20 protein-coding genes and 1 tRNA gene are annotated in these 21,203 nt (G+C 43.3%); 11 read left to right on the forward strand and 10 right to left on the reverse strand.

What is annotated here, in order from left to right; genetic code table 11:
* Positions 1-23 precede the first annotated feature (23 nt).
* From VL121_RS19200 to VL121_RS19210, 3 genes are all read right to left on the reverse strand, one after another.
* Complete coding sequence (locus VL121_RS19200; protein WP_325408230.1) at positions 24-1,214, reverse strand: hypothetical protein; 1,191 nt, start codon at positions 1,212-1,214, stop codon at positions 24-26.
* Positions 1,215-1,250: 36 nt separating this feature from the next.
* The gene (locus VL121_RS19205; protein ID WP_325408231.1) at positions 1,251-2,375 is read right to left on the reverse strand and encodes a type 1 glutamine amidotransferase; all 1,125 of its coding nucleotides are present in this window, start codon (positions 2,373-2,375) and stop codon (positions 1,251-1,253) included.
* An 81-nt stretch (positions 2,376-2,456) separates the two neighbouring features.
* Positions 2,457-3,476 carry a YCF48-related protein gene (locus VL121_RS19210; RefSeq protein WP_325408232.1) on the reverse strand — a complete coding sequence of 340 codons (1,020 nt, stop codon included), beginning with the start codon at positions 3,474-3,476 and terminating at the stop codon, positions 2,457-2,459.
* Positions 3,477-3,583: 107 nt separating this feature from the next.
* On the opposite strand from VL121_RS19210, the gene VL121_RS19215 reads away from it, so the two are divergent.
* Positions 3,584-4,258, forward strand: a complete 675-nt coding sequence (locus tag VL121_RS19215) for a protein-L-isoaspartate(D-aspartate) O-methyltransferase (RefSeq protein WP_325408233.1) — start codon at positions 3,584-3,586, stop codon at positions 4,256-4,258.
* Between the two features lie 60 nt (positions 4,259-4,318).
* On the opposite strand, the gene VL121_RS19220 is transcribed toward VL121_RS19215, so the two are convergent.
* The gene (locus VL121_RS19220; protein ID WP_325408234.1) at positions 4,319-6,901 is read right to left on the reverse strand and encodes a TonB-dependent receptor; all 2,583 of its coding nucleotides are present in this window, start codon (positions 6,899-6,901) and stop codon (positions 4,319-4,321) included.
* A 55-nt stretch (positions 6,902-6,956) separates the two neighbouring features.
* Positions 6,957-7,199 carry a hypothetical protein gene (locus VL121_RS19225; protein ID WP_325408235.1) on the reverse strand — a complete coding sequence of 81 codons (243 nt, stop codon included), beginning with the start codon at positions 7,197-7,199 and terminating at the stop codon, positions 6,957-6,959.
* A gap of 38 nt (positions 7,200-7,237) precedes the next feature.
* Here VL121_RS19225 and VL121_RS19230 point away from each other — a divergent pair.
* Positions 7,238-7,312 (forward strand) — tRNA-His (locus VL121_RS19230).
* Positions 7,313-7,516: 204 nt separating this feature from the next.
* Complete coding sequence (locus tag VL121_RS19235) at positions 7,517-9,658, forward strand: carboxy terminal-processing peptidase (protein WP_325408236.1); 2,142 nt, start codon at positions 7,517-7,519, stop codon at positions 9,656-9,658.
* A gap of 183 nt (positions 9,659-9,841) precedes the next feature.
* Here the strand turns inward: VL121_RS19235 and phnY are convergent, their stop codons facing one another.
* From phnY to VL121_RS19250, 3 genes are all read right to left on the reverse strand, one after another.
* Entirely contained in the window at positions 9,842-11,254 is a 1,413-nt protein-coding gene (phnY, locus tag VL121_RS19240) for a phosphonoacetaldehyde dehydrogenase (RefSeq protein ID WP_325408237.1), read from the reverse strand.
* 21 nt (positions 11,255-11,275) lie between these two features.
* On the reverse strand, positions 11,276-12,514 hold the full coding sequence (phnA, locus tag VL121_RS19245; RefSeq protein ID WP_325408238.1) for a phosphonoacetate hydrolase: 1,239 nt from the start codon (positions 12,512-12,514) through the stop codon (positions 11,276-11,278).
* A gap of 127 nt (positions 12,515-12,641) precedes the next feature.
* A complete protein-coding gene (locus VL121_RS19250) occupies positions 12,642-13,232 on the reverse strand; it encodes a helix-turn-helix domain-containing protein (protein WP_325408239.1) in 591 nt (196 codons plus the stop codon).
* Between the two features lie 358 nt (positions 13,233-13,590).
* On the opposite strand from VL121_RS19250, the gene VL121_RS19255 reads away from it, so the two are divergent.
* The gene (locus VL121_RS19255; protein WP_325408240.1) at positions 13,591-14,196 is read left to right on the forward strand and encodes a 2,3-bisphosphoglycerate-dependent phosphoglycerate mutase; all 606 of its coding nucleotides are present in this window, start codon (positions 13,591-13,593) and stop codon (positions 14,194-14,196) included.
* Between the two features lie 12 nt (positions 14,197-14,208).
* Here the strand turns inward: VL121_RS19255 and VL121_RS19260 are convergent, their stop codons facing one another.
* Positions 14,209-15,873 (reverse strand): glutamine--tRNA ligase/YqeY domain fusion protein, encoded by a 1,665-nt coding sequence (locus VL121_RS19260; RefSeq protein ID WP_325408241.1) that lies wholly within the window; start codon positions 15,871-15,873, stop codon positions 14,209-14,211.
* Between the two features lie 395 nt (positions 15,874-16,268).
* On the reverse strand, positions 16,269-17,279 hold the full coding sequence (locus VL121_RS19265) for a T9SS type B sorting domain-containing protein (RefSeq protein ID WP_325408242.1): 1,011 nt from the start codon (positions 17,277-17,279) through the stop codon (positions 16,269-16,271).
* Between VL121_RS19265 and VL121_RS19270 the strand changes: the two genes are divergently transcribed.
* The 7 genes from VL121_RS19270 to VL121_RS19300 all read left to right on the forward strand — a co-directional run bounded on the left by VL121_RS19270 (position 17,278) and on the right by VL121_RS19300 (position 21,168).
* Complete coding sequence (locus VL121_RS19270; protein WP_325408243.1) at positions 17,278-17,427, forward strand: hypothetical protein; 150 nt, start codon at positions 17,278-17,280, stop codon at positions 17,425-17,427. The genes VL121_RS19265 and VL121_RS19270 overlap by 2 nt on opposite strands.
* A gap of 4 nt (positions 17,428-17,431) precedes the next feature.
* Complete coding sequence (gene rpmB / locus VL121_RS19275) at positions 17,432-17,668, forward strand: 50S ribosomal protein L28 (RefSeq protein WP_325408244.1); 237 nt, start codon at positions 17,432-17,434, stop codon at positions 17,666-17,668.
* A 23-nt stretch (positions 17,669-17,691) separates the two neighbouring features.
* Positions 17,692-17,874, forward strand: a complete 183-nt coding sequence (gene rpmG, locus VL121_RS19280) for a 50S ribosomal protein L33 (protein ID WP_152267330.1) — start codon at positions 17,692-17,694, stop codon at positions 17,872-17,874.
* A 76-nt stretch (positions 17,875-17,950) separates the two neighbouring features.
* Complete coding sequence (locus tag VL121_RS19285) at positions 17,951-18,124, forward strand: DUF4295 family protein (RefSeq protein WP_324553841.1); 174 nt, start codon at positions 17,951-17,953, stop codon at positions 18,122-18,124.
* Positions 18,125-18,198: 74 nt separating this feature from the next.
* Positions 18,199-18,729 carry a GNAT family N-acetyltransferase gene (locus VL121_RS19290; RefSeq protein ID WP_325408245.1) on the forward strand — a complete coding sequence of 177 codons (531 nt, stop codon included), beginning with the start codon at positions 18,199-18,201 and terminating at the stop codon, positions 18,727-18,729.
* Positions 18,730-18,883: 154 nt separating this feature from the next.
* On the forward strand, positions 18,884-19,861 hold the full coding sequence (ftsY, locus tag VL121_RS19295) for a signal recognition particle-docking protein FtsY (protein WP_325408246.1): 978 nt from the start codon (positions 18,884-18,886) through the stop codon (positions 19,859-19,861).
* A 5-nt stretch (positions 19,862-19,866) separates the two neighbouring features.
* Positions 19,867-21,168, forward strand: a complete 1,302-nt coding sequence (locus VL121_RS19300; protein ID WP_325408247.1) for a radical SAM family protein — start codon at positions 19,867-19,869, stop codon at positions 21,166-21,168.
* The last annotated feature ends 35 nt before the right edge of the window (positions 21,169-21,203 follow it).

Raw genomic sequence — 21,203 nt, forward strand, 5'->3', positions numbered from 1 at the left:
TTATATTGGAAGGTTAAATAAGGTTAATAAGTTTCAAAAAAGCATACGGAACCGCCTACCCAGGTTTTGTCCTGGTTGTAACGCACACCAATCATCTTCCCCTTGCTCAGGCGTGCCAGGTTAATGGCAGCATGCGGACGGGCATCGCCATCGGGCCACACGTACATTAATCTTATTTCGGCTTTGGCCGGTATATCCGGAGTTTGAATGATATCTGCGTATTTTACCTTGTGTTGCAGTATCCAATTTTCGGGGTACTTTATTTGACTAAGATCCGGCGGCTCAATATCTATGATTACACCCTGCCCGGCAAACGAAAACAATGGCTTTAATACATAATTTTCCAAATCATGCGGTATTTGTTTCACTTCGTTTAAAAAATAGGTTTTGGGTACATGCGGGTGATGAATAAAAGGCAGCGTGAATTTGCTGATGCGGTAAAACCAGTTGGGGTGCGGTATCCATTCCACATTCCATTCCTTTGTAATGTCTATGCTGTTGGGTCCGGACTGCGATTTCAGGTCATCGAAAATGACCCGGTTGTATATTCTTTTAATAGCTGTTTTTTTGCCATTGCTCAGGTAGAACAAATTTTTTCCTTCCGCTACCAGTTCCGTTATACAAACGGGTTGAATGCCGGTATAATCCTGTGTACAGTAAAAATCTATTTTTGTTTTTTGCTCATGGGGCTTTATTTCAAGCAGCACTACATTTTCCGCGGCATGTTTATCCAGCAATAGTTTCTTTAGCATAGCTAAATAACTGGTTTGATCGTAGCCATTCAGGTAATGACTGTAATTTGCGGGTATATCAAAATGTTTTTTTATTATTTCGGGATAATAGGACTGGAAGCCAAACAGGGTAGGGAAGCCCTGCATTTCTATAAGCTGAGGTTCCAGTTCATGGTCTTCATTAATGCAAACGCCAAAATCAAAAGCGATCATGTGGCTGTGCGGCGTTTCGCCCGGTACATATTCATTTTTTGGGATAGCCCTTTCCGTTATGTTTTTAAATCCGGGAGCCGTAATAATATCTATGATGCTTTCACACGCGTCTAACATTTTTTGAGTAAAGGCTTTGTCTGCAAATACCGGGGTTTCGGCCACTCTGAACGCAATAGCGCCGGGGTGAAGGCTATCCAGGTCTTTTAAAAATGTTTGATACCGGTTTGCAGTAAACGCTTCATTGAATGTTTTTCGTAAGTGGGGTACCATTGCTGATAAGTTTACAGGGAAGGTAAATATTATATATTATACTTCCGCTGTTTGCAGGTGCTCTACAGCCTGGTTAAGAAAATTAGGGAGCACATGCGAATAAGTCCACAGTATTTTATCCGGGTCGTTTAGTTGTTCAATCATTGATGCCCATTTGGCTTCGCCGTGCGCTGCTATTACGCTGTCTTTTTTATCCTCGCGCTGCAGATACATGCTCATGCCTATGGCATCGGCTTCCGGATGAAACTGGGTGCCGATCATATACGCATTAAACCGGATGGCCATAATAGCTCTTTCTAAGGGCACATGCGGTCTTTCTTTTTCTATACAAAGCACAGCTGCACCCATTTTTTCAAGGCGGTTATGATGGGGAGTGGTTACCTGGTAATCGCGGCTGTCAACAGCGAAAAAGGGATCGTTCAATCCGTCAAATATAGCTTCTTCCTTTCCTTCGTTCAGCAAATGAACTGGGAATACGCCAAACGCGGTTGACCTTCGTTTGCTTACTTCAGCAAGCCGGTAATGGCGGCATATAAGCTGGTAGGAATGACAAATGAAAAAAACATATTTTTTTTGCTGATTGCCGGGGTTATTGTTCCATGCTTCTACCTGGTTTAACCAGCGAAAATAAATATTCTCCCAGTCGCTGCCTTTGCTTTCTACCGGGCTTCCGGGGCCGCCGCTTGAAATGTAAATATCATAGCCGGTACCGGGTACTTCTAATTTCTGGCGAACATCAAACTCATCCCACTGCATATCAAGGAAATTGGCTTCACCATATTGATTCAATATTTCCCTGATGCATCGCATACCCTGGTTAGCTACGCCTTCATACAGGTCGAGTATGGCAACCCTGATGGGCTTCTTTTCCACGAACTTCATTCTGCAAATGTAATATTTTTTGATTTTTTGTGGAAAACAGGGCAAGGCAGGTATGTTGTACTTAGCTGTTGTGCTGCTATTGGGCTGTTGTTGCCACGCCCGTTTGTCCCATTCGGGCAGGCTCGCTTGTACGCCTTTAGCGCTAAGCCTATGCTTTTCGTTCCAACGGGATCTTTGCCGGCTGGAAAAGAAGCGTGTGGCAATACCCAGGCATAGTAAAAGATCGCGTAATGTAAACGTAAAAAACTCAAACGTTAGGTTCCGCCGGTTGCTGCTCATACACTTGGCCCGGAAGAGAAAGTCGGCAGGGAAGAAAAACTTTAAATCACGGGATACTGACCACTGACACCTTATATTCTTTCACCATACCAACTTCGCTATCCTTCCATCTTTACCTGCAAGGAATATCATTTTTCCATTCTTCGCTTTGCGGCATACATGAAAACCTTCGTTGCTGATTAATTTCCAGCGCATGCCGCCGTCTTCAGATATATCCACACCGGTTGTGCCGCAGGTAACCAGCCTTTTTTTAGTGATAAATTCAACGCAGCTACGGTATCCCTGTGGCGGTATTTCCGGCGCTTTCCAGGTATTGCCGCCATCCTGGCTTATAGCGCAATTTTGTGCGGCAACAGTGTCTGCTTCAAAATCGCCGCCCACCACTACCATATGTTTAGCCGGCTTTTGCTTCCTGTTATTGTATACAGCTATGGAATTGGCGCCGGTTGTTGCTTTGCCCTGCACGAGCGGAAGGGCAATCATTTTATTGCGTATGAATAGTCTTGATACAGTTCCACCGGTTACAAAACAGGCTTCCTGTTTGGAGAGCGGCCGTATATTGGTGCCGCTGGCGGCAAAGAGGGCTTCTCCCTGTTGCGCAACGGGATAATTTTGACCCGGAAGGCCCTGCCAGGTATCGCCCCCGTCAAAAGTTCTGGCAATAAATAGCTTTTCATCCAGCGGGTCGCCAATTACAATACCGCTTTGCTCATTCCAGAATGCCATAGCATCTAAGAACATGCCTTTGCGCCTGTCTTCAAAAACCACTTTCCAGCTCTTACCGCCATCATTCGTTTTTAAAATATAAGCCGGTTCCCCAATACCCATAATAATAGCGGTGGCCGCATCAAAAGCTTCTATAGCTCTAAAGTCGGTTTTTTCAAATCCCTTCACCCGCATCCACTTCCAGGTGTTACCACTATCGGCAGATCGGCCAACCGTTCCATTAGTTCCGGTTGCCCATATTATTTTATCATTCACCACGCTCAGTCCTCTTATGGAAGTGGCAGTTCCACGCTGCAGCATTTTTACATGCTGGGCAATAAGAAAAGCAGGGGTCATGCAAAAAATAAAAAAAACAACAGGAGGAATAACACGCATATTCGCTTGTTTTCAATTCAACATAAAAACAATCATTTGAAATTGTTTAGCCGCTACAGTAAAGATCGCCCATTTTAACCAATCAATTTTTTATCTTGCAGCCGCACATGAAAAAATATGAAGATGAATACCGGCACAAAGGCCTGCGCCGCAAACTAATGGCTGCTTTGCAAAAAAAAGGCATTTCAGATCAAAAAGTGCTGGACGCCATGAACAATATTCCCCGGCATTTTTTTATGGACCTGGCCTTTGACCAGATTGCTTATGAAGACAGGGCTTTTCCTATAGGTGAAGGGCAAACCATTTCACAACCCTATACGGTAGCCTACCAAACCCAGTTGCTGGAAATAAAGCCCTTCGATAAAGTATTGGAAATTGGTACCGGAAGCGCTTACCAAAGTGTTGTATTGGCGGAACTGGGTGCGCAGGTATATACTATTGAACGGCAAAAAAAGCTATTCGACAGTAATAAGCATTTTATGTACCTGAAAAAATACCCGGGTATAAAGTTCTTTTATGGCGATGGTTTTGAAGGGCTGCCTACCTATGCGCCTTTTGATAAAGTAATTGTAACAGCCGCCGCGCCGCAAATACCGCCAAAGCTGGTGGAGCAGCTAAAAACCGGTGGGCAAATGGTTATTCCTGTTGATGAAAACAATTCGCAGCGCATGCTGAGGCTTACCAAAAGGGCTGATGGGACGCTGGCGGAAGAAAAATTTGATTTCTTTTCGTTTGTGCCCATGCTGGAAGGCAAAACAAACGGGAATGGTAATAATCAGTAAAGCCATTGCGTTTAAACGCAATGGCTTTACTGCATGCCGGTTTTTCATATAAATACATGGCTACTGCATCATATCATCCCCGCCATCGCTTCCTGTTCTGTTGTTTTTACGTTTGAAAAGCGATACATCAAACTTGCCGAAACGGTAAGAGAAGTTAAGCCTGAATATACGTCCGTCTCTTTTTCTCCACATATCCTGGATAAATACACTGTTCTCTGAATGAGAATCATATATCCGGGTTTTAAAAATATCATTTGCACTAAGCGTAATGGCCGCTTTTTTATCTTTCATAAATTCTTTGCGTAAAGCAATGTCTACTCCGTAATTTGGATTAATATAGCCCTGTGCAGCGCCGTTGGAGCCGCCAAAGAAGCCACCGCGTCCGCCACCGCCCTGGGGTACCAGCGTACGGGATTGATAATCGCCCGAAAGTTGTATAGTGAAATTGGCCGGGAGTTTGAAATTAAAATTCATTTTACCAAAGAAAGCCCAGCGGTCGTTTACCCCTAAAGCCTTGTCCAGGCCACTGTTATCAATCCGGGCGTTATAAAAATTAAGATTAGTGGTTACATCCGCCCATTTGGCAAGCGGGTTTTTAGAAGTAAGTTCTAAGCCGTATGACCGGCTTGAGTTGGCATTAATATAGGAAACAACCATAGCCGAATCCAATTTGCCATCCGGTAAAGGAACATCGTATTGCCTGCTTTGATAGCGGGTAATAAGATTGTTGGTTTGTTTGAAATATACAGAAGTGAGCAGGCTGTGCCCGCCGCCCAGCGATTTGCTGTAGTTTAACTCAAAGGAATTGGTGAATTCGGGCTTCAGCCCGGGGTTGCCAACGCTTATATTCAGCAGGTCAGATACGTCATAATAAGGTATCTGCTGCCAGAAATTAGGCCGGTTAATACGACGGGAATAATTCAACTGCAGATCCTGCCCCGGACTTAAGGTTTGCGTTATGAACACACTGGGGAAAAACTCTATTGGGTAGTTATTGGAAAAGGTTTCACCGGTGCTGATTAAAGTGCCTTTATATTGTGAGCTTTCCGCTCTTAATCCCAACTGGTACGAAAGTTTTTCTCCTAATTTATTAGAATAAGTGGAGTAAGCCGCATATACCTGGTCGTTGTATTTATAATTGGTGCTTGCGGAAGGAATAACGATAAACTGGTTGAGGGCGTAATTAAAAGCGGCGTTTTCATTAATGTTTTTATTATCTCTTACCGCGGCGCGTAAACCACTTTCAAACTTTCCTTTTCCAATGGGGCTGGTGTAGTCAGACTGAATGGTCCAGTAGGTACTGCTCCCCGAAGAGATGAGCCGCTGCAGGGCAGGATCGCCTAAAATACTTCCATCGCTGTTATAATATTGCGTGGTATAATTGCCGCTGCCCGAATTGGAACTGGTATTGTAATTAAAATCGGCGGTAAGTTCGCGTCCCTGTTTTGGAAACAAATGCTTATACCCCAGTGCCGGCCCAAAGTTTTTGAAGTTGCGTTTATTTATGGTTGTTCTTATGGCATCCTGTGTTTTTACCGGCGAAGACATGGTATCCACATGTATTTTATCGGTTTGATTACTGTTAAACTGTCCGTTGGGTAAGGCCATAGACAGCGTAAATGAATTGCGGTTATCCATCAGGTAATCGAATCCTATTCTGCCAAATAAGAAATGCCCGGTATTGGTTGAATTGCTGGATTGGTTAAGAATGGTATTTTGTAATTTGTTGCTGTACATATTTTCTCGGTAGGTATTGCCTTCACTAAGGCTTTTACGCTGGTTCAAATTTAATCCAAGAAAGAAATTGAACTTTCCCTGCTTCACATTAATATCGCCGCCAAGGTTTATTTTTCCTCTCGAATCAATACCAGCCCTTACGCTTCCGTTGTACCCCGCTTTGCGGTTCTTTTTAAGCACCACATTCAATATGCCGGCGGTTCCGCCCGAAGCGTCAAATTTAGCGGAAGGATTGGTAATGATTTCAACGCTTTCTATAGCATCTGCAGGAATCTGGTCCAATGTTAATGTAGTGGGTCGGCCGTCAACAAATATAGTAGGCGCCGCATTGCGCAAAGTAACGTTGCCGTCAATATCAACGTTAACGCCCGGTACATTCTTCATAATTTCCGTGGCGGTTTGTCCTGTAGTAGTAATGTTTTTATCTACATTGAAGATTTTTCTGTCAACACCCATCTGGAACATGGGTTTTGTAGCCACTATGGTTACTTCGCCCAGCTGCTGTATGTCTGCTTCTAATTTTATATTGCCCAGGTCTTTATCCGGATTCCGTGGATCGAACTGCACGGTTTTTTCAACAGGCGTATACCCGATAGCCGTTACTGTAAGGCGAAACTGGCCCATAGCAGGAAGATTCTCCATGCTGAACTCTCCTTTGGATGTGGTAAGCTGTCCGCCAATAGTAACATCCTTTTTTTTGCCTGAAGAGTCTGGTCTGGACTGGATAAGCAGAACAGACGCCGCGTCAATGCCTTTATTGGTAGCTGCATCAACAACTTTACCGTAAAACCTGCCTGTACTCATCATTCCCGTTCCCTGTGCGCCACGATTCCCGCTGCGCTGGGGTTGCTGGGCAAATAAACTGACCGAAAGAGTACAAAATAAAAAAGGTAGAAAAAATCTCATTGTGATTGTGCTTTTAATGTGCAGTTTTCATTCAATACAATAAAATTTCATTATATCAATGATCTGCTGGTTTTTGAAGTTCAAAATTCAACTTATTATGACGAAGCTTCATTACATTGGTATCAGCGGCAAAAATAGGCTTATAAGAGGGTGTTGACAGGCGATTTACGTTAATGAACGTTAAAGCTATTTTTCCCTGTTGCATTCCCGGCTTTTTTGAGCCTTTTTTAATGCAGGCAATGACCCGGAGTTCACCAAACACATTAAAATCAGAAATGACGCTATTCAAATTTTGCATGCATGTATTTTTCTTCTATTTTTGCAGCCGGTAAAACGGTGGCTATAGCTCAGCTTGGTTAGAGCATCAGATTGTGGTTCTGAGGGTCGTGGGTTCGAGTCCCATTAGCCACCCATAGTATTTCAAATAAAAGCGGCATATATATGCCGCTTTTATTTTATTGCAGCAACCAGTCTTTGAAAATATCTTCATCGCAGGGCAACAACTTTTTACCCTTCATATATATTTTACAAATCCTTGGCTAATTCATTTGTGTAACCGGCAACATAAATGTTTTATTTCCGTTATTTTTGATTATGCAAAAAGTGTTGAAGCTTATGTTTAATAAAAAATCTTTGCCAGTAGTACTGGTTATTTTTGTTGCGGGTATTTTCGTGGCATTTCAAACCATAGGTTTGGGTAATCCTCCTGCTACCAGGTATGAAAAAATTTTAAGACAGGTAGGTGTAATGCTTGAACAGGGACATTACAGCCCTAAAAAAATTGATGACGCCTTTTCAAAAGAAGTGTTTTCCAAATACCTTGAAGCGATTGATCCCGAAAAGCAAATATTTTTAAGGTCGGATATAGCGCAACTGAAGCAGTTTGAAGATAAGATTGATGATGAAATTCACGGTTCTCCATTGCAATCTTTCCAGGCCATTAGTGATATATATGCCAAAAGATTACTGGAATATTTGGCTTCCTACAAGGAAATACTGGATAAACCTTTTCATTTCGATGCGGATGAAACGCTGGTTGACGACAAGTCAAAAATGGATTTTCCCGCTACTGAAAAAGAACGCATGGATATTTGGCGTAAACGGTTAAAATACCAGGTGCTGGTGAGATATGCGGACCTTCTTGCTAATAACGAAAAAAACAAGGGGCAGAAAGAGTACAAGTTCAAAACAAATGCGGAGATGGAGAGGGAAGCGAGGGAAAAAGTACTTCAATCTACTAACCGTATAGCAGAAAGGCTGAGAAATAAATTTACCGAAGAAGACCGGTTCAATGAATTTGTGAATACCATTACCTCCTGCATGGATCCGCATACCACTTTCTTTCCTCCCATTGAAAAAAGATCTTTTGACGAGCAGATGAGCGGAAGGTTTTATGGTATTGGCGCTTCGCTGCGGCAGGAAGAAGGCAATATCAAAATCATGACTTTAGTGGCAGGAAGTCCTGCATGGAAATCGGGTCAGATCCAGGTTGGCGATATCATTACTAAAGTAGGGCAGGGTAATGAAGAACCGCAGGATATGGCGGGCTACGATACGGAAGACGCGGTTAAGATTATACGCGGAAAGAAGGGCACGGAAGTAAGATTAACATTAAAAAAAACAGATGGCACCACAAAAGTGGTTTCGCTGATAAGAGATGAGATTGTGCTGGATGAAACTTTTGCCAGGAGCGCTATTGTTAACGAAGGATCAAGAAAGATAGGGTATATCTATCTTCCCGAGTTTTATGCGGATTGGGAGCGGCCCAATGGGGCAAAGTCTGCCGAAGATGTAGCTAAAGAAATTCAAAAGCTGAAAGCGGAGCATATAGACGGCATTATTATGGATCTGCGCAATAATGGCGGTGGGTCTTTGTTTGATGTGATACAGATGGTGGGTCTGTTTATTGATGAAGGGCCGGTTGTGCAGGTAAAAGACAGGCAGGGAGTTCCATCGGTTTTGCGCGATAAAGATAAAGGTGTTTTATACGATGGGCCGCTTGCAGTTATGGTAAATGAATTCAGCGCCTCCGCTTCTGAAATCTTTGCGGCGGCTATACAGGATTACAAGCGGGGCGTTATTATAGGCAGCACGTCTACCTATGGCAAGGGTACGGTTCAAAGAAATATAGGATTGGATGGCGGTCGCGGCGGGCTTTTGGCCTCCAGTGACGATGACGCATCTGCCAACCTCGGAACAGTAAAGCTGACCTTACAAAAGTTTTACAGGATCAACGGCGGTTCAACGCAACTAAAAGGAGTAACCCCGGATATTGTGCTGCCCGATCAGTTTGAATATCTTCAGTATCGTGAAAAAGACAATCCTGACGCGTTGCAATGGGATGAGATAGCAAAGGCAAAATACACGCCCTGGAGTAATGGTGCAGACATTTCTACTATTAAAACAACAGAAGAAGGAAGGATAAAAACTGACAGTGTTTTTGAACAAATCAAGGCAAATACCCAGTTGCTTTCTGACTTGAACGATAAGGTATACACGCTTAACCTTAAAAAATACCAGGAAGAGCAGAAGCAGATAAGAGATATTGTTAAGCGAATTGATAAGCTCACAAAAACTGATAAAGCCAACCCGGTAGAATTGCTGCCATCGGATATTACCAGGTTTTCAAACGATGAATCGAAGCTGGAGCGGCAGCAGCAATGGCTTAAAAATCTGAAGTCGGATATTTATCTTAACGAAACCGTGAGTATTGTAAATAATATTATCAGCCACAACGCAATAGTAAGGTCAAAGTAGTTTGTTATAAGCAGGAAGGGTTGTCTAAAAAGTAATATTTTACCACAAAGACTCTAAGGCACAAAGTCCTGATCTTCAGGTTTTATTTTCTTCGTGCCTTAGGGTCTTTGTGGCATATCTTCTATACTAGCCCTTTTGAGACAACCTCTTCTTTACCTATGCCATTCCTTTCACTTATATAAATTACCAGGGTAATGAAAAAGTTTTTACGTACGTAAAACATTTCATGGCTTCAATTACGCCTTCTTTTATACCCAGTCCCGAATCTTTTATGCCTCCGAAAGGAGAACTTTCTATACGGTAACCCGGTACTTCATTAATGTTTACCGTGCCTACTTTTAATTCTTTTATAAAACGGAGCGCATAATCCATATTATGGGTTACAATGCCGGACGACAATCCGTAAGCCGTAGAATTAGATAGTGCGATAGCATCATCTATATCTTTAAAAGTTAAGATGGGCGCCAGTGGGCCAAAAGATTCATGCACGACCATTTGGGCATCGCGCGGCACATTATCAATAACAGTAGGCTCTAATAGCGCGCCCCTGCGTTTTCCGCCAAGCAATACTTTTGCACCCTGTGCCACGGCCTTGTTCACCACACTTTCTAAGTAAATGGCGGCGGGTTCGTCAATCACCGTTCCAACCCGTGTTTCCGGATCGGCAGGATCGCCGCAATGGTATGTTTTGGCTTTTAGCAGAAATTTTTCAAGGAACGCGTCCTTTATTTTTTCATGTATCAGTATACGTTTAACCGCGGTGCAGCGCTGTCCGCTGTTACGAAATGATCCTTCGGCGGCCAGGTGAACGGCCGTATCCATGTCTGCGTCTTCCATAATGATCAGCGGATCATTTCCACCCAGTTCCAGTATTACTTTTTTGTATCCCACGGAAGCGGCAATGCGCTTACCCACGGCCACGCTTCCGGTAAAGGAAACAATATCAATGCGCGGATCTTTTACGAGCGGTTCGGCTATTTCGCCGGTTGGTCCGAGCAGGGTGCTGAGCATATAATGCGGCAACCCGGCTTCATACAGTAGTTCGGTAAGCAGTATGGCCGTGAGGGGTGTTTTTTCGGAAGGTTTTAAAATTACCGGCGTACCAACAGCCAGGGCGGGCGCCAGTTTATGCACCACCTGGTTAAGCGGATGATTAAATGGGGTAATACAGGCTGCCAGCGCCAGGGGCTCGCGCAGGGTAAATATTTTTCTTGCCTTTCCCTGCGGGGAAATATCGCAGGAGAATATCTGGCCATCATCCTTTAAACTTTCCATTGCCGCAAACAACAGCACATCATGCGCCCGGCCGGTTTCATAATTCGCTTCGCGTATAGCCAGTCCCGATTCAGCGCTGATGGTTTGGGCAAATTGATCTTTTCGCGCCATCAGCAATTGCCTTGCCTTATCCAGTATGCTGAAGCGGTCGTACCGCGTAAGCGCTTTTCCTCCTTTCAGGCCCGCTTGTATTGCCTGCTCCACATGGGAGGCGTTCGCTAATGTAACGGTGCCCACTACACGATTATCATAAGGGCTTTTCACTTCAAGAATAGAATCGCTTTGTACAGGCGTTCCTGCAACATAACAGGTCATTGTCATATCATGTGGTTTAATCGTTAATTATCGGGTGCCATTGATGGTAAAATCAAATACATTAAAATTCCTGGGGTCACCCCATGCTTTCATGCGGTATGCGGCATTCAGGGGGTGGGAAATGATCAGGGGAACCATTTCTTCGTATCTTCCTCCGTGCGAACGCAGTGTTCCGTCCAGCGCAGAAAGGTCGTGGTATTGCGGCCGGCGGCCGAGTACCACATCCCTGGCAGATAGCACTACCAGGTCTCCCGTACGATCCTCAGGCTGCTCCAGCAAACGGGTAGCAGTGGTTTTATCGTGCACTTCGGTTATGCCTGGCTGTAATGATAACCAGTTTTTTACCACGCTTGTTTTTTCCTTATCATTGATGTGTACTACCACATAGGATCCCAGGGCGCCATGATGCTTAACATAGGGGTCGGTAATAGGGCAAATAACGCGGAAGCCATCACCAAACTCCGCTTCCAGCATATCTTCCACAAATAATACATTAGGTTGTCCGTTCGCTTTTACCTTGGCGTTCATGCCATGATCGGCGGTTGCGCCAACAATAGCGCCGGTTGCCAGCAGTTTGCCTATCTCCGCATCCATCTGTTCATAAAATGCCAGCGAGGCTTCGGCTTCGGGGGCGTAGGTGTGCTGCATATAATCGGTGAGCGACAGGTAAAGGAAGTCTGCCAGACCCTTTTGTATCAGCGCCACACCGGCGCGCAATACAAATAAGCTTGCGTCTCCGCTATAAATAGCCGGCGTTGGGTAACCTATTATTTTTTCCGCATCGTCTAAACCATGGGTTTCTTTTTTTGCCAGGTTGGCCTTTTCGGCCGAAAAGGCTATGCCGTTTAATTTATAGGAGAGAATATCGCGGAGCTTTTCTTTTGCCGTTACCACGGCCACTTTGCGCCCCGCATTAGCGGCTGCTGCAAGAATGGTTTCCGCACGCAGGTATTCGGAAGAATTCATCATTACTTCCTCGTCTTTGGCAACATCATAAAAAAAGTTACCGCTTATACCGTGTACCGCAGGCGAAACACCCGTTACGATAGAAGAATTATTTACATTGGTAAAAGAAGGCAGAGCGCCACGAACCATTCCGCGAAAACCCGTTTTGCTCATTTGCTGAAGATGGGGCAGCCGGCCATGTGCAGCCGTAATATCCAGGTATTCATCTGCGGAGCCATCAATACAAATTACAACAATGGGTTTGAACGGAGGGCTATAAGTAGTGCCGTTAACCGTAAAAGGTGCAGTGGAAATAGGCATATAAAATGTTTATAAATACTAAATAAAGATATAGCAAAATTAAACATTTTATTGAATATTGCCTGTATTATGTTTTATTGCATTATAAAATTACGGGAAACGGGTTTGACGGAGGATATGCCAAGCATTAGTCTTTATTGCTGGTGAGGAAGAAATAAATAACCAGCATCAGGGCGTCCGTATTGCCGATATTGGCGGGCTTATGCGAAAGCCTGCCATCAAAGAAAAGGGAGTCTCCTTCTTCCAGCACATATTTTTCCTCTTCAATCTGGTACTCTACCCTGCCTTTGATAATGTATTTGTATTCATACGCATCGGTTTTGATCATTTGGGTACGCCGCGCTCCTTTTTTGAGTTCAAGCAAAATGGTATCAACAGGACCCGCGTCCATATTACGGGTTAATATTCTTTTGTACTTAAAACCTTTGGCCGGTTCTTTTTCAAACGCCTGGTAGCTGGCGGCTGTTTTGATAATAATTTTTTGTTGTCCTTCTTTGTTGTGACTGATATCTTCAAAAAAATCTTTCAGGTCAATATTCAGCGCCAGCACAATGTTCATCAAAACCGGTAATGAAGGCACCGTACGGTTATTTTCTATCTGTGATATAAGGCCCTTGCTCACCTGGGCTTTGGTAGCAAGTTCCTGTACCGTTTTTTTTTGTGTTTTCCGGGTTTCCTTAATTTTATTACTGATTTGGATAAGTACATCTTCCTGCATTGCAATTATTTTTCGCCAATAAAATGAATAGGCAAAGATAATATTAAGCCTTTTCTACGATATAATAATGATATGGCTAACTAAAACAGGGCAGGTAAATTTCAGATTCAAAGCCTGAAATCCTAAATCCGAAGCAAAATGCAACCACAAATTATAAAACCCGAAGCCAGAATTTCGAAATTCAGAGAAGGCTGTCAGCCATGAGCAGAAAGGAATATTTATTCTATCGTCAGTAACTCACCTGATACCTGATACCTTACACCCAATCGCTTTCATTCTTAATAGTTTTTGTATCTTTCTGCTCCTGCTGCCTTAGTAAACTGAATAAAAGCATTCTTTCATTTCAATTCATTAACTCATGCCTTTACTGGTAATTGTACGACACGGACAATCGCAATGGAACCTGGAAAACAGGTTTACAGGTAATAAAGATGTGCCGCTTACGGCGCTGGGACGGGAAGAAGCGCGTGTGGCAGGAAAAAAGCTTAAAAACATCGTTTTTGATCATGCTTTTACCTCTTTGCTGGAAAGAGCTGAAGAAACGCTTACCATTATTTTGGGTGAAATTGAACAAATGCAATTGCCCGTTATTAAGAACAGCGCTTTCAATGAACGGGATTACGGAACGCTGCAGGGATTGAATAAAGCCGAAGTAGCAGACAAGTATGGTGCAAAGCAGGTGGAGTTATGGCGCAGGAGCTATGATTTACAACCGCCGGGTGGTGAGAGCTTAAAGGAAACCGCCGCCAGGGTTATACCCTTTTACCAGCAGGAAATAGAACCCTTATTAATAGCCGATAAAAATATACTGGTAGTGGCGCATGGCAATAGTTTAAGGGCGTTGATGATGTATCTCGAAAAAATAAGCCCGGAGCATATTGCTAATGTTAATATTCCAACTGGCGCGCCGCGTATATATACATTCAGCAGCCACCTGAAGCTGGTAGACGTACTGTATCTTTAAAAATGATACCGCTTATTTTTTACTCTCTTTAGCCCAGGTATCTTTTAAAGTAACCGTTCTGTTAAACACCAGGTGTTCGGGTGTGGAATCTTTATCAGCTGTAAAATATCCCTTGCGTATAAATTGAAATTTCTCTCCTTTCCCTGCCGTTTTCAGGGAAGCTTCAATATATGCCGCTTTTATAACCTGCAAAGAGGCGGGATTGATATGGGAGGTAAAATCACCATCTTCCACAGCAGGGTTTTCTATGGTAAACAGCCTGTCATACAGTCTTACTTCAGCTTTTGCCGCATGTGCCACGCTTACCCAATGAATGGTTCCTTTAACACGTATGCCCGACACATCGTTGCCACTTTTGCTTTCGGGAATATAGGTGCAATGTATAGCTGTAATATTGCCGGCGCTATCCTTTACGCATTCTTCGCATTTTATGATGTAGGCGCTTTTCAGCCGCACCATAGCGCCAGGGGCAAGCCTGAACCATTTTTTTGCCGGTATTTCCATAAAGTCTTCCCGCTCTATCCACAGCGCTCCCGAAAATATAACCGGTCTTGTTCCCCCGTTATTTTCCGCTTCAGGGTTGTTTTCGCTGTATACTTCTTCCGTTTGATCTGCAGGATAATTGGTTATTATTAATTTTACCGGGTCCAGCACTGCCATGCGGCGAATGGCAATCTTATTCAGGTGTTCTCTTACGCAATATTCCAGCAGGCTCATATCCACCAGGTTCTCTCTTTTAGCTACACCTATCCGGGTGCAAAAATCGCGAATGCTTTCAGGAGTAAATCCCCTGCGGCGCATACCGCTAATGGTTGTCATGCGGGGATCATCCCATCCGGTTACATGGTTTTCATTTACTAGTTGCAGCAATTTCCGTTTGCTTGTAATGGTATAGGTAAGGTTGCGGCGGGCGAATTCATATTGTTTGGAAGGAAAGATCTCTAATTTTTCAATCAGCCAGTCATACAGTTCCCGGTGCGGCACAAACTCAAGCGTACAAACAGAATGGGTAACTTCTTCAATACTGTCGCTTTGCCCGTGGGCAAAATCATACATCGGGTAAATGCACCATTTATCGCCTGTGCGGTGATGGTGAGCATGCTTAATGCGGTATAATACAGGATCGCGCATGAGCATATTGCTATGCGCCATATCAATTTTAGCCCTGAGCGTTTTACTCCCGTCTTTAAATTCACCGTTTTTCATCTGCTCAAATAATTCCAGGTTTTCCTGAACAGTGCGGTCGCGGTAGGCGCTGTTTTTCCCCGGTTCGGTAGGTGTTCCTTTTAAAACGGCAATGGCTTCGGAGCTGCTGTCGTCTACATAAGCCAGTCCTTTTTTTATAAGGTCAATGGCAAACTGGTAAAGCGTATCAAAGTAATCGGAAGCATACAGTTCATTTTTCCATTCAAAGCCCAGCCATCTAACATCTTCTTTTATACTATCCACGTATTCGGTTTCCTCCGTAACGGGGTTGGTATCGTCAAAACGCAGGTTGGTATATCCGCCGTATTTTTTTGTTAATCCAAAGTTGAGGCAAATGCTGGAAGCGTGCCCGATATGGAGATAGCCATTAGGTTCCGGTGGAAAGCGGGTAATAATTTGCCTGTATTTACCATTTTTCAGGTCTTCTTCAATAATATCCTCAATAAAGTTGAGCCCTTTTTCTTCAATCATTGCTGCCTGTGCGTTTAAGGCACAAATGTAAGCCTTAGTGAAGTAAGTTAAGCAGGTAGAAAACGTTTAAGTGATTGAAAAAAGCCTGGCAATTGCACGAATACTTTCAAATTGTAGCATTGCTTCCTGTGGATGTTCGGAAATAAAAATAAGTTTGTTATGGTTTATGTTTTGAAAAGATTACCACATAAACACATAGTACACAAAGAAAAACCTGTAGTGTGTTGCTTAAAACCTGTGTGAAACCTATGTTCCTGTTTTTACTTAGTCATATATAAATTTTTTATCAGAATAATTTAAACGTATCTTTTTTGATCCTTCTATATAACTCACGCCTATAAACAGGGAATCGCCTAGTAAAAATGTATCCGTCTTTCTTACAGAATTATTGACTACTACCTGATCAATGTTACCGTTCCTTTCAGCAATAATTCCCGTTTCAGCATAAAATCATCGTAAATGCAGTAGTAAACGTAGGTACCCATATCGGCCTTTTTGCCGTTTATTTTACCATCCCATCCTAAGGATGGATGCTTAGACTCAAATACTTTTTTGCCAAAACGGTCGTAAATCATAAAACTGTAAGTAGTAACCGGGCAAAAAGCACCTGGTTTAAAAGTATCATTCAATCCGTCATTATTGGGTGTAAACGCATTAGGAAAATTTACGCAGCGGGTATTACAAAGCACGGTTTGTACGGTATCTGCAAAGGATCCGCAAATATTATGGGCTTTTAATATATAGCTTCCGGCTGCTGTGGCCAGAAATTCCGGCGCTGTGCTGCCGTTTTGCCATGTATAGCTGGTATACTTTTGTTCCACGGTTTGCAACACCACTCCTTTAATTCCGCAGGGGATCACAATATTTTCGCCCAGATCAAAAGCCGGTTTTTCAATTACTTCAACAGTTAACCTGGCACGGGGGCTTTCGCATCCCAGTATGGTTTGTGAAACATAATAATACGCCATTCCCGTATCGGCGGTAGAAGGAACAGGCGCTACCGGGCTGCCGGCAGTGGCTGTGGGAGAGCTGTACCACATTAATTTTTCTCCCCATGCAATGAGCGAAGGGGCAGGTTGGTTAAGGCATAGAAGAGTATCTTTAACAGATGGCTGCTGTATCAGGGAGTTAAAAAGTATGGTAACGGTATCTGTTACAGGCGGGCAAACGGCATTTGCCAGGCTAACCCAGTATTTTCCCGATTGATTGATGTTAATGCTGTTGGTGGTTTCCCCGGTTGACCAGGTATAGGAAACGCCCGGCCCGCCGGGTAATGTAAGGGTGTAGGTGGTATGGGCGCAAATGATCAGGCTGTCTGCCGGTATCATATCTGCAGAGGAGGCACACTGGCTCTTACTAACTGCTGCATACAATACCAGCGTTACTGTTATTAAAAATGGCTTCATGGATACTGGTTTAGAGCGCTTTCTGGCAGGCAATTACCAGGCCAAACAGGCTATAATGCATTACTCCGGTAGCATAACGCTGAAAGAAGTAAAATCTTTTTTGATAGTAATGATATTTTACGGAACTTTGCCGTCCCAAAAAAAATAGGATTATGGCCAGAGTATGTCAGGTTACCGGTAAAGTTCCCATCACAGGAAATCGCGTATCGCATTCCAATATTAAAACAAAGCGCAGGTTTTTACCTAATCTGCAAACGAAGCGTTTTTTCCTGGCTGAAGAAGACAGGTGGATAATCCTGAAAACCTCTACCGAAGGGTTGAGAACCATCAATAAAAAAGGACTGTATAGTGTAGTAAAGGAACTGAGGGCGCAGGGAGAAAAAATCTGATAACAATTTAAAATTTATAAGCAATGGCTAAGAAAGGTAACAGGGTACAGGTCATTCTGGAGTGTACTGAACACAAAAACAGTGGTCAGGCAGGAACCAGCCGTTACATTACCACTAAGAATAAAAAGAATACTCCGGAACGCCTGGAGTTGAAAAAGCTAAATCCTATTTTAAAAAAGGTTACCGTTCACAAAGAGATCAAGTAATCAACATTATGCATGGTGAGACACTTATACAATTTCACGCATGTGCAGGTTAATTTAAAAAGTTCAAAACAGAATCATGGCAAAAGCAGCTAAAACCGCTATAAAATCAAAAGATCAAAAATCTGTGGCCGACGCAAAGAACTGGACTAAAGTGGTACGTGCGGTGCGTAGCCCTAAATCCGGCGCGTATACTTTTAAAGAAGCTATCGTGCATAAGGATAAAATTAAAGAATTCCTGGCTCAGAAATAATTGAATAATTTTTAAGAGCGTATAAAGCTGTCACGATATTTGTCGCGATGGCTTTTGTTATTTTAAGTAATTGAATGGATAATAGTATTCATATACGAAAAGCTACAAACGAAGATTGTGCTGTTATTGTAGAATTGGGAAGAAGAACCTTCACGGAAACCTATTCAGAAATAAGTAGCAATGCTGCCGTACAGGAGTATATAGAAAAGAAACTTTCTGCTGAAAAGATCGGGGAGGAGTTGAATAATCCCAGGGCCTGCTTTTATATTGGATTCATGAGCAATGAGCCGGTGGCTTTTACCAGGATGCGTTACGACAGGATAGCAAAAGGATTGCCGGATAAAAACGCCATCGAAATTGAGCGGATATATGTTGTAAAGGAATACCAGGGATTTAAAGTGGGTAAGGAAATAATGGAAAAATGCAAACAGGTAGCAATTCGGGAAAAATTTGATATGATATGGCTCCAGGTATGGCAGCATAATAACAAAGCCATCCAGTTTTATCAGAAAGCGGGTTTTGTTGTATATGAAACCGCCTTGTTTAGTTACGGTAAAGCTATGCAGCAGGATGATTTTTTGATGCGGTTGGATTTATATTATTAGAAGGGACAGGATTGCAGGGTGCAGGGTACAACAGGTAGCGGAAGGAAGAATGGTGGTACCTTTATTATATTATTATTCGTTACGTGTAAAAATGGAAGTTTAGCTGCGTTAATGGTAGCAGGCATTTTATTGTTGATGGTACTAAATTAATCATATGGGATTTTTTGGAAAGTTATTCGGGAAAAAAGAAAAGGAGAGTCTTGATGAAGGTCTGCAAAAAACGAAAGAAAATTTTTTCTCTAAAATAACAAAAGCTATTGCGGGCAAGAATACGGTAGACGAAGAAGTATTAGATGAACTGGAAGAAGCATTGATAACGGCTGATGTGGGATTAGATACCACGGTAAAAATAATTGAACGCATAGAGGCGCGGGTAGCTAAAGATAAATACCTTAATACAGCCGAGCTGAATACCATTTTACAGCAGGAAATTGAAGCCATACTGGTTGCCGTACCGGAAAAGAACGCCTATGGATTCAATTCCGGGCTGCCTGCTAAGCCTTACGTGATATTGGTGGTGGGCGTAAACGGTGTAGGTAAAACCACCACTATTGGTAAGCTGGCACATAATTTTAAAATGGCCGGAAAATCTGTTTTGCTGGGCGCCGCTGATACGTTCAGGGCAGCCGCTGTTGACCAGTTAACGATATGGAGCGACAGGGTAGGCGTGCCTATTGTAAAAAAAGCGATGGGCAGCGATCCTGCGGCCGTGGCTTATGATACCGTAATCAGCGGTGTGGCAAAAGGCGTTGATGTGATACTGATTGATACCGCAGGGCGTTTGCACAATAAGGCGCATCTCATGGAAGAGCTGAGCAAAATAAAGCGGGTAATACAAAAAGTAATTCCCGAAGCGCCCCACGAAGTAATGCTGGTACTGGATGGCTCAACAGGACAAAATGCTTTGGAGCAGGCAAAGCATTTTACAGCGGCCACCGAAGTTACCGCGCTTACTATTACTAAATTGGATGGCACGGCCAAAGGGGGTGTAGTATTATCTATCGCCAATCATTTTCAAATTCCGGTAAAATTCATTGGTGTGGGAGAAAGGATGCAGGATCTTTTGGTATTTGATAAACACGAATTTGTGGATAGTCTTTTCAGTCTTAACCAGTCAAAAAAAGAGGCGTAAAAAAGATGGCAGTTTTGCAGCAATCACCTTATGTTTTATATTCCAATGGTAATGGAGCTATTTTTGAAGATACTTCATTGTATGCTGTTGGCCGAACCGGCTGGGACGCATTGGCGGTACCGGTAGAAGACTGGATAGCCTTGCCTGATGGCGGTTCATTATACGAACTGCCCGGGCGCCGGGGCATTGGTATAGACGTGCAGTCGGGCGAAATGCGCTTATGTGAAAAAGGATGGGCTGTAGCCGCTTTTATTCCGCCCGCGCATACCGGCTTATATCTTGCGGCATACGAAACGCAGGCTGATGCGCCGGTGCTGCCTTTATTTTGTTATACGGCCGCCGCATGGCTTAACGATCAGTTCTACGTTCCTGCAGTACGTATTGAACAGGATATAAGGCAGGAGTGCAGCGGTTATGATGATGGGCTTATTCACCAGGGGGTCAGCAATTTATTACAGGCTTACCCGCATAACCGTTTGGTAAAACACCTGGCAGAAACCTGCTGCCTTACCTATCATTGTCCCGCCGCCAGGAATTATTTTATAGGAAGATGGGAATGTCCGGTTCCTTCATCACCGGCATGCAACGCTAATTGTATTGGCTGTATATCCTTTCAGCCGCAGGAAGAAAGTATACCTTCTACGCAGGACCGGCTCACTTTTAAACCTACACCGGAAGAAATTGTAGAGTTTACCGTACCGCATCTGCAAACAGCGCCATTTCCTTTGGTGAGTTTTGGACAGGGCTGTGAAGGAGAACCTCTGCTGATGTGGGAAACCATAAGCAAAGCTATTGCTGAAATACGCCGGCATACGCCCAACGGAAGCATCAATATTAATACCAATGGCTCAAAACCTGCTGCTGTAAAAGCGCTATGTGAAGCGGGACTAAACAGTATAAGAGTAAGCACCAATTCGGCCCGTAAGCATATTTATGAACCGTATTACCGGCCTAACAATTATGTTTTTGAAGATATTGTAGAGAGCCTGAAAGTGGTACGCAGTTATGGCGGTTGGACATCCATTAACTATTTTGTATTTCCCGGTATGACCGACAGCGTTGAAGAGTATGAAGCACTGAGGAAACTGATAAAGGATACAGGTTTGAACATGATTCAGTGGCGTAATTTTAATATAGATCCCGACTGGTATATGGGCAAAATTGGCGCTTATGAAACAGGAGAATGCATAGGTGTAAAACAACTCATGTCACTCATCCATGAAGAGTTTCCCGATTTGAAATTCGGCTATTTCAATCCTCCGATAGAAAGGATAAAGGGAAATTATGAGATGGATTTTGCGCATTGATGAATGGGTAATTCATTTTGTATTGTATCAGAATA

The sequence above is a fragment of the Agriterribacter sp. genome (assembly GCF_035497235.1).
In the GTDB taxonomy this organism is placed as follows: Bacteria; Bacteroidota; Bacteroidia; order Chitinophagales; family Chitinophagaceae; genus Agriterribacter.

Bases quoted from the DNA above. Each gene is read 5' to 3' on its own strand.
- VL121_RS19200 (WP_325408230.1), bottom strand. From the start codon at position 1,214: ATGGTACCCCACTTACGAAAAACATTCAATGAAGCGTTTACTGCAAAC.
- VL121_RS19205 (WP_325408231.1), bottom strand. From the start codon at position 2,375: ATGAGCAGCAACCGGCGGAACCTAACGTTTGAGTTTTTTACGTTTACA.
- VL121_RS19210 (WP_325408232.1), bottom strand. From the start codon at position 3,476: ATGCGTGTTATTCCTCCTGTTGTTTTTTTTATTTTTTGCATGACCCCT.
- VL121_RS19215 (WP_325408233.1), top strand. From the start codon at position 3,584: ATGAAAAAATATGAAGATGAATACCGGCACAAAGGCCTGCGCCGCAAA.
- VL121_RS19220 (WP_325408234.1), bottom strand. From the start codon at position 6,901: ATGAGATTTTTTCTACCTTTTTTATTTTGTACTCTTTCGGTCAGTTTA.
- VL121_RS19225 (WP_325408235.1), bottom strand. From the start codon at position 7,199: ATGCAAAATTTGAATAGCGTCATTTCTGATTTTAATGTGTTTGGTGAA.
- VL121_RS19235 (WP_325408236.1), top strand. From the start codon at position 7,517: ATGTTTAATAAAAAATCTTTGCCAGTAGTACTGGTTATTTTTGTTGCG.
- phnY (WP_325408237.1), bottom strand. From the start codon at position 11,254: ATGACAATGACCTGTTATGTTGCAGGAACGCCTGTACAAAGCGATTCT.
- phnA (WP_325408238.1), bottom strand. From the start codon at position 12,514: ATGCCTATTTCCACTGCACCTTTTACGGTTAACGGCACTACTTATAGC.
- VL121_RS19250 (WP_325408239.1), bottom strand. From the start codon at position 13,232: ATGCAGGAAGATGTACTTATCCAAATCAGTAATAAAATTAAGGAAACC.
- VL121_RS19255 (WP_325408240.1), top strand. From the start codon at position 13,591: ATGCCTTTACTGGTAATTGTACGACACGGACAATCGCAATGGAACCTG.
- VL121_RS19260 (WP_325408241.1), bottom strand. From the start codon at position 15,873: ATGATTGAAGAAAAAGGGCTCAACTTTATTGAGGATATTATTGAAGAA.
- VL121_RS19270 (WP_325408243.1), top strand. From the start codon at position 17,278: ATGGATACTGGTTTAGAGCGCTTTCTGGCAGGCAATTACCAGGCCAAA.
- VL121_RS19265 (WP_325408242.1), bottom strand. From the start codon at position 17,279: ATGAAGCCATTTTTAATAACAGTAACGCTGGTATTGTATGCAGCAGTT.
- rpmB (WP_325408244.1), top strand. From the start codon at position 17,432: ATGGCCAGAGTATGTCAGGTTACCGGTAAAGTTCCCATCACAGGAAAT.
- rpmG (WP_152267330.1), top strand. From the start codon at position 17,692: ATGGCTAAGAAAGGTAACAGGGTACAGGTCATTCTGGAGTGTACTGAA.
- VL121_RS19285 (WP_324553841.1), top strand. From the start codon at position 17,951: ATGGCAAAAGCAGCTAAAACCGCTATAAAATCAAAAGATCAAAAATCT.
- VL121_RS19290 (WP_325408245.1), top strand. From the start codon at position 18,199: ATGGATAATAGTATTCATATACGAAAAGCTACAAACGAAGATTGTGCT.
- ftsY (WP_325408246.1), top strand. From the start codon at position 18,884: ATGGGATTTTTTGGAAAGTTATTCGGGAAAAAAGAAAAGGAGAGTCTT.
- VL121_RS19300 (WP_325408247.1), top strand. From the start codon at position 19,867: ATGGCAGTTTTGCAGCAATCACCTTATGTTTTATATTCCAATGGTAAT.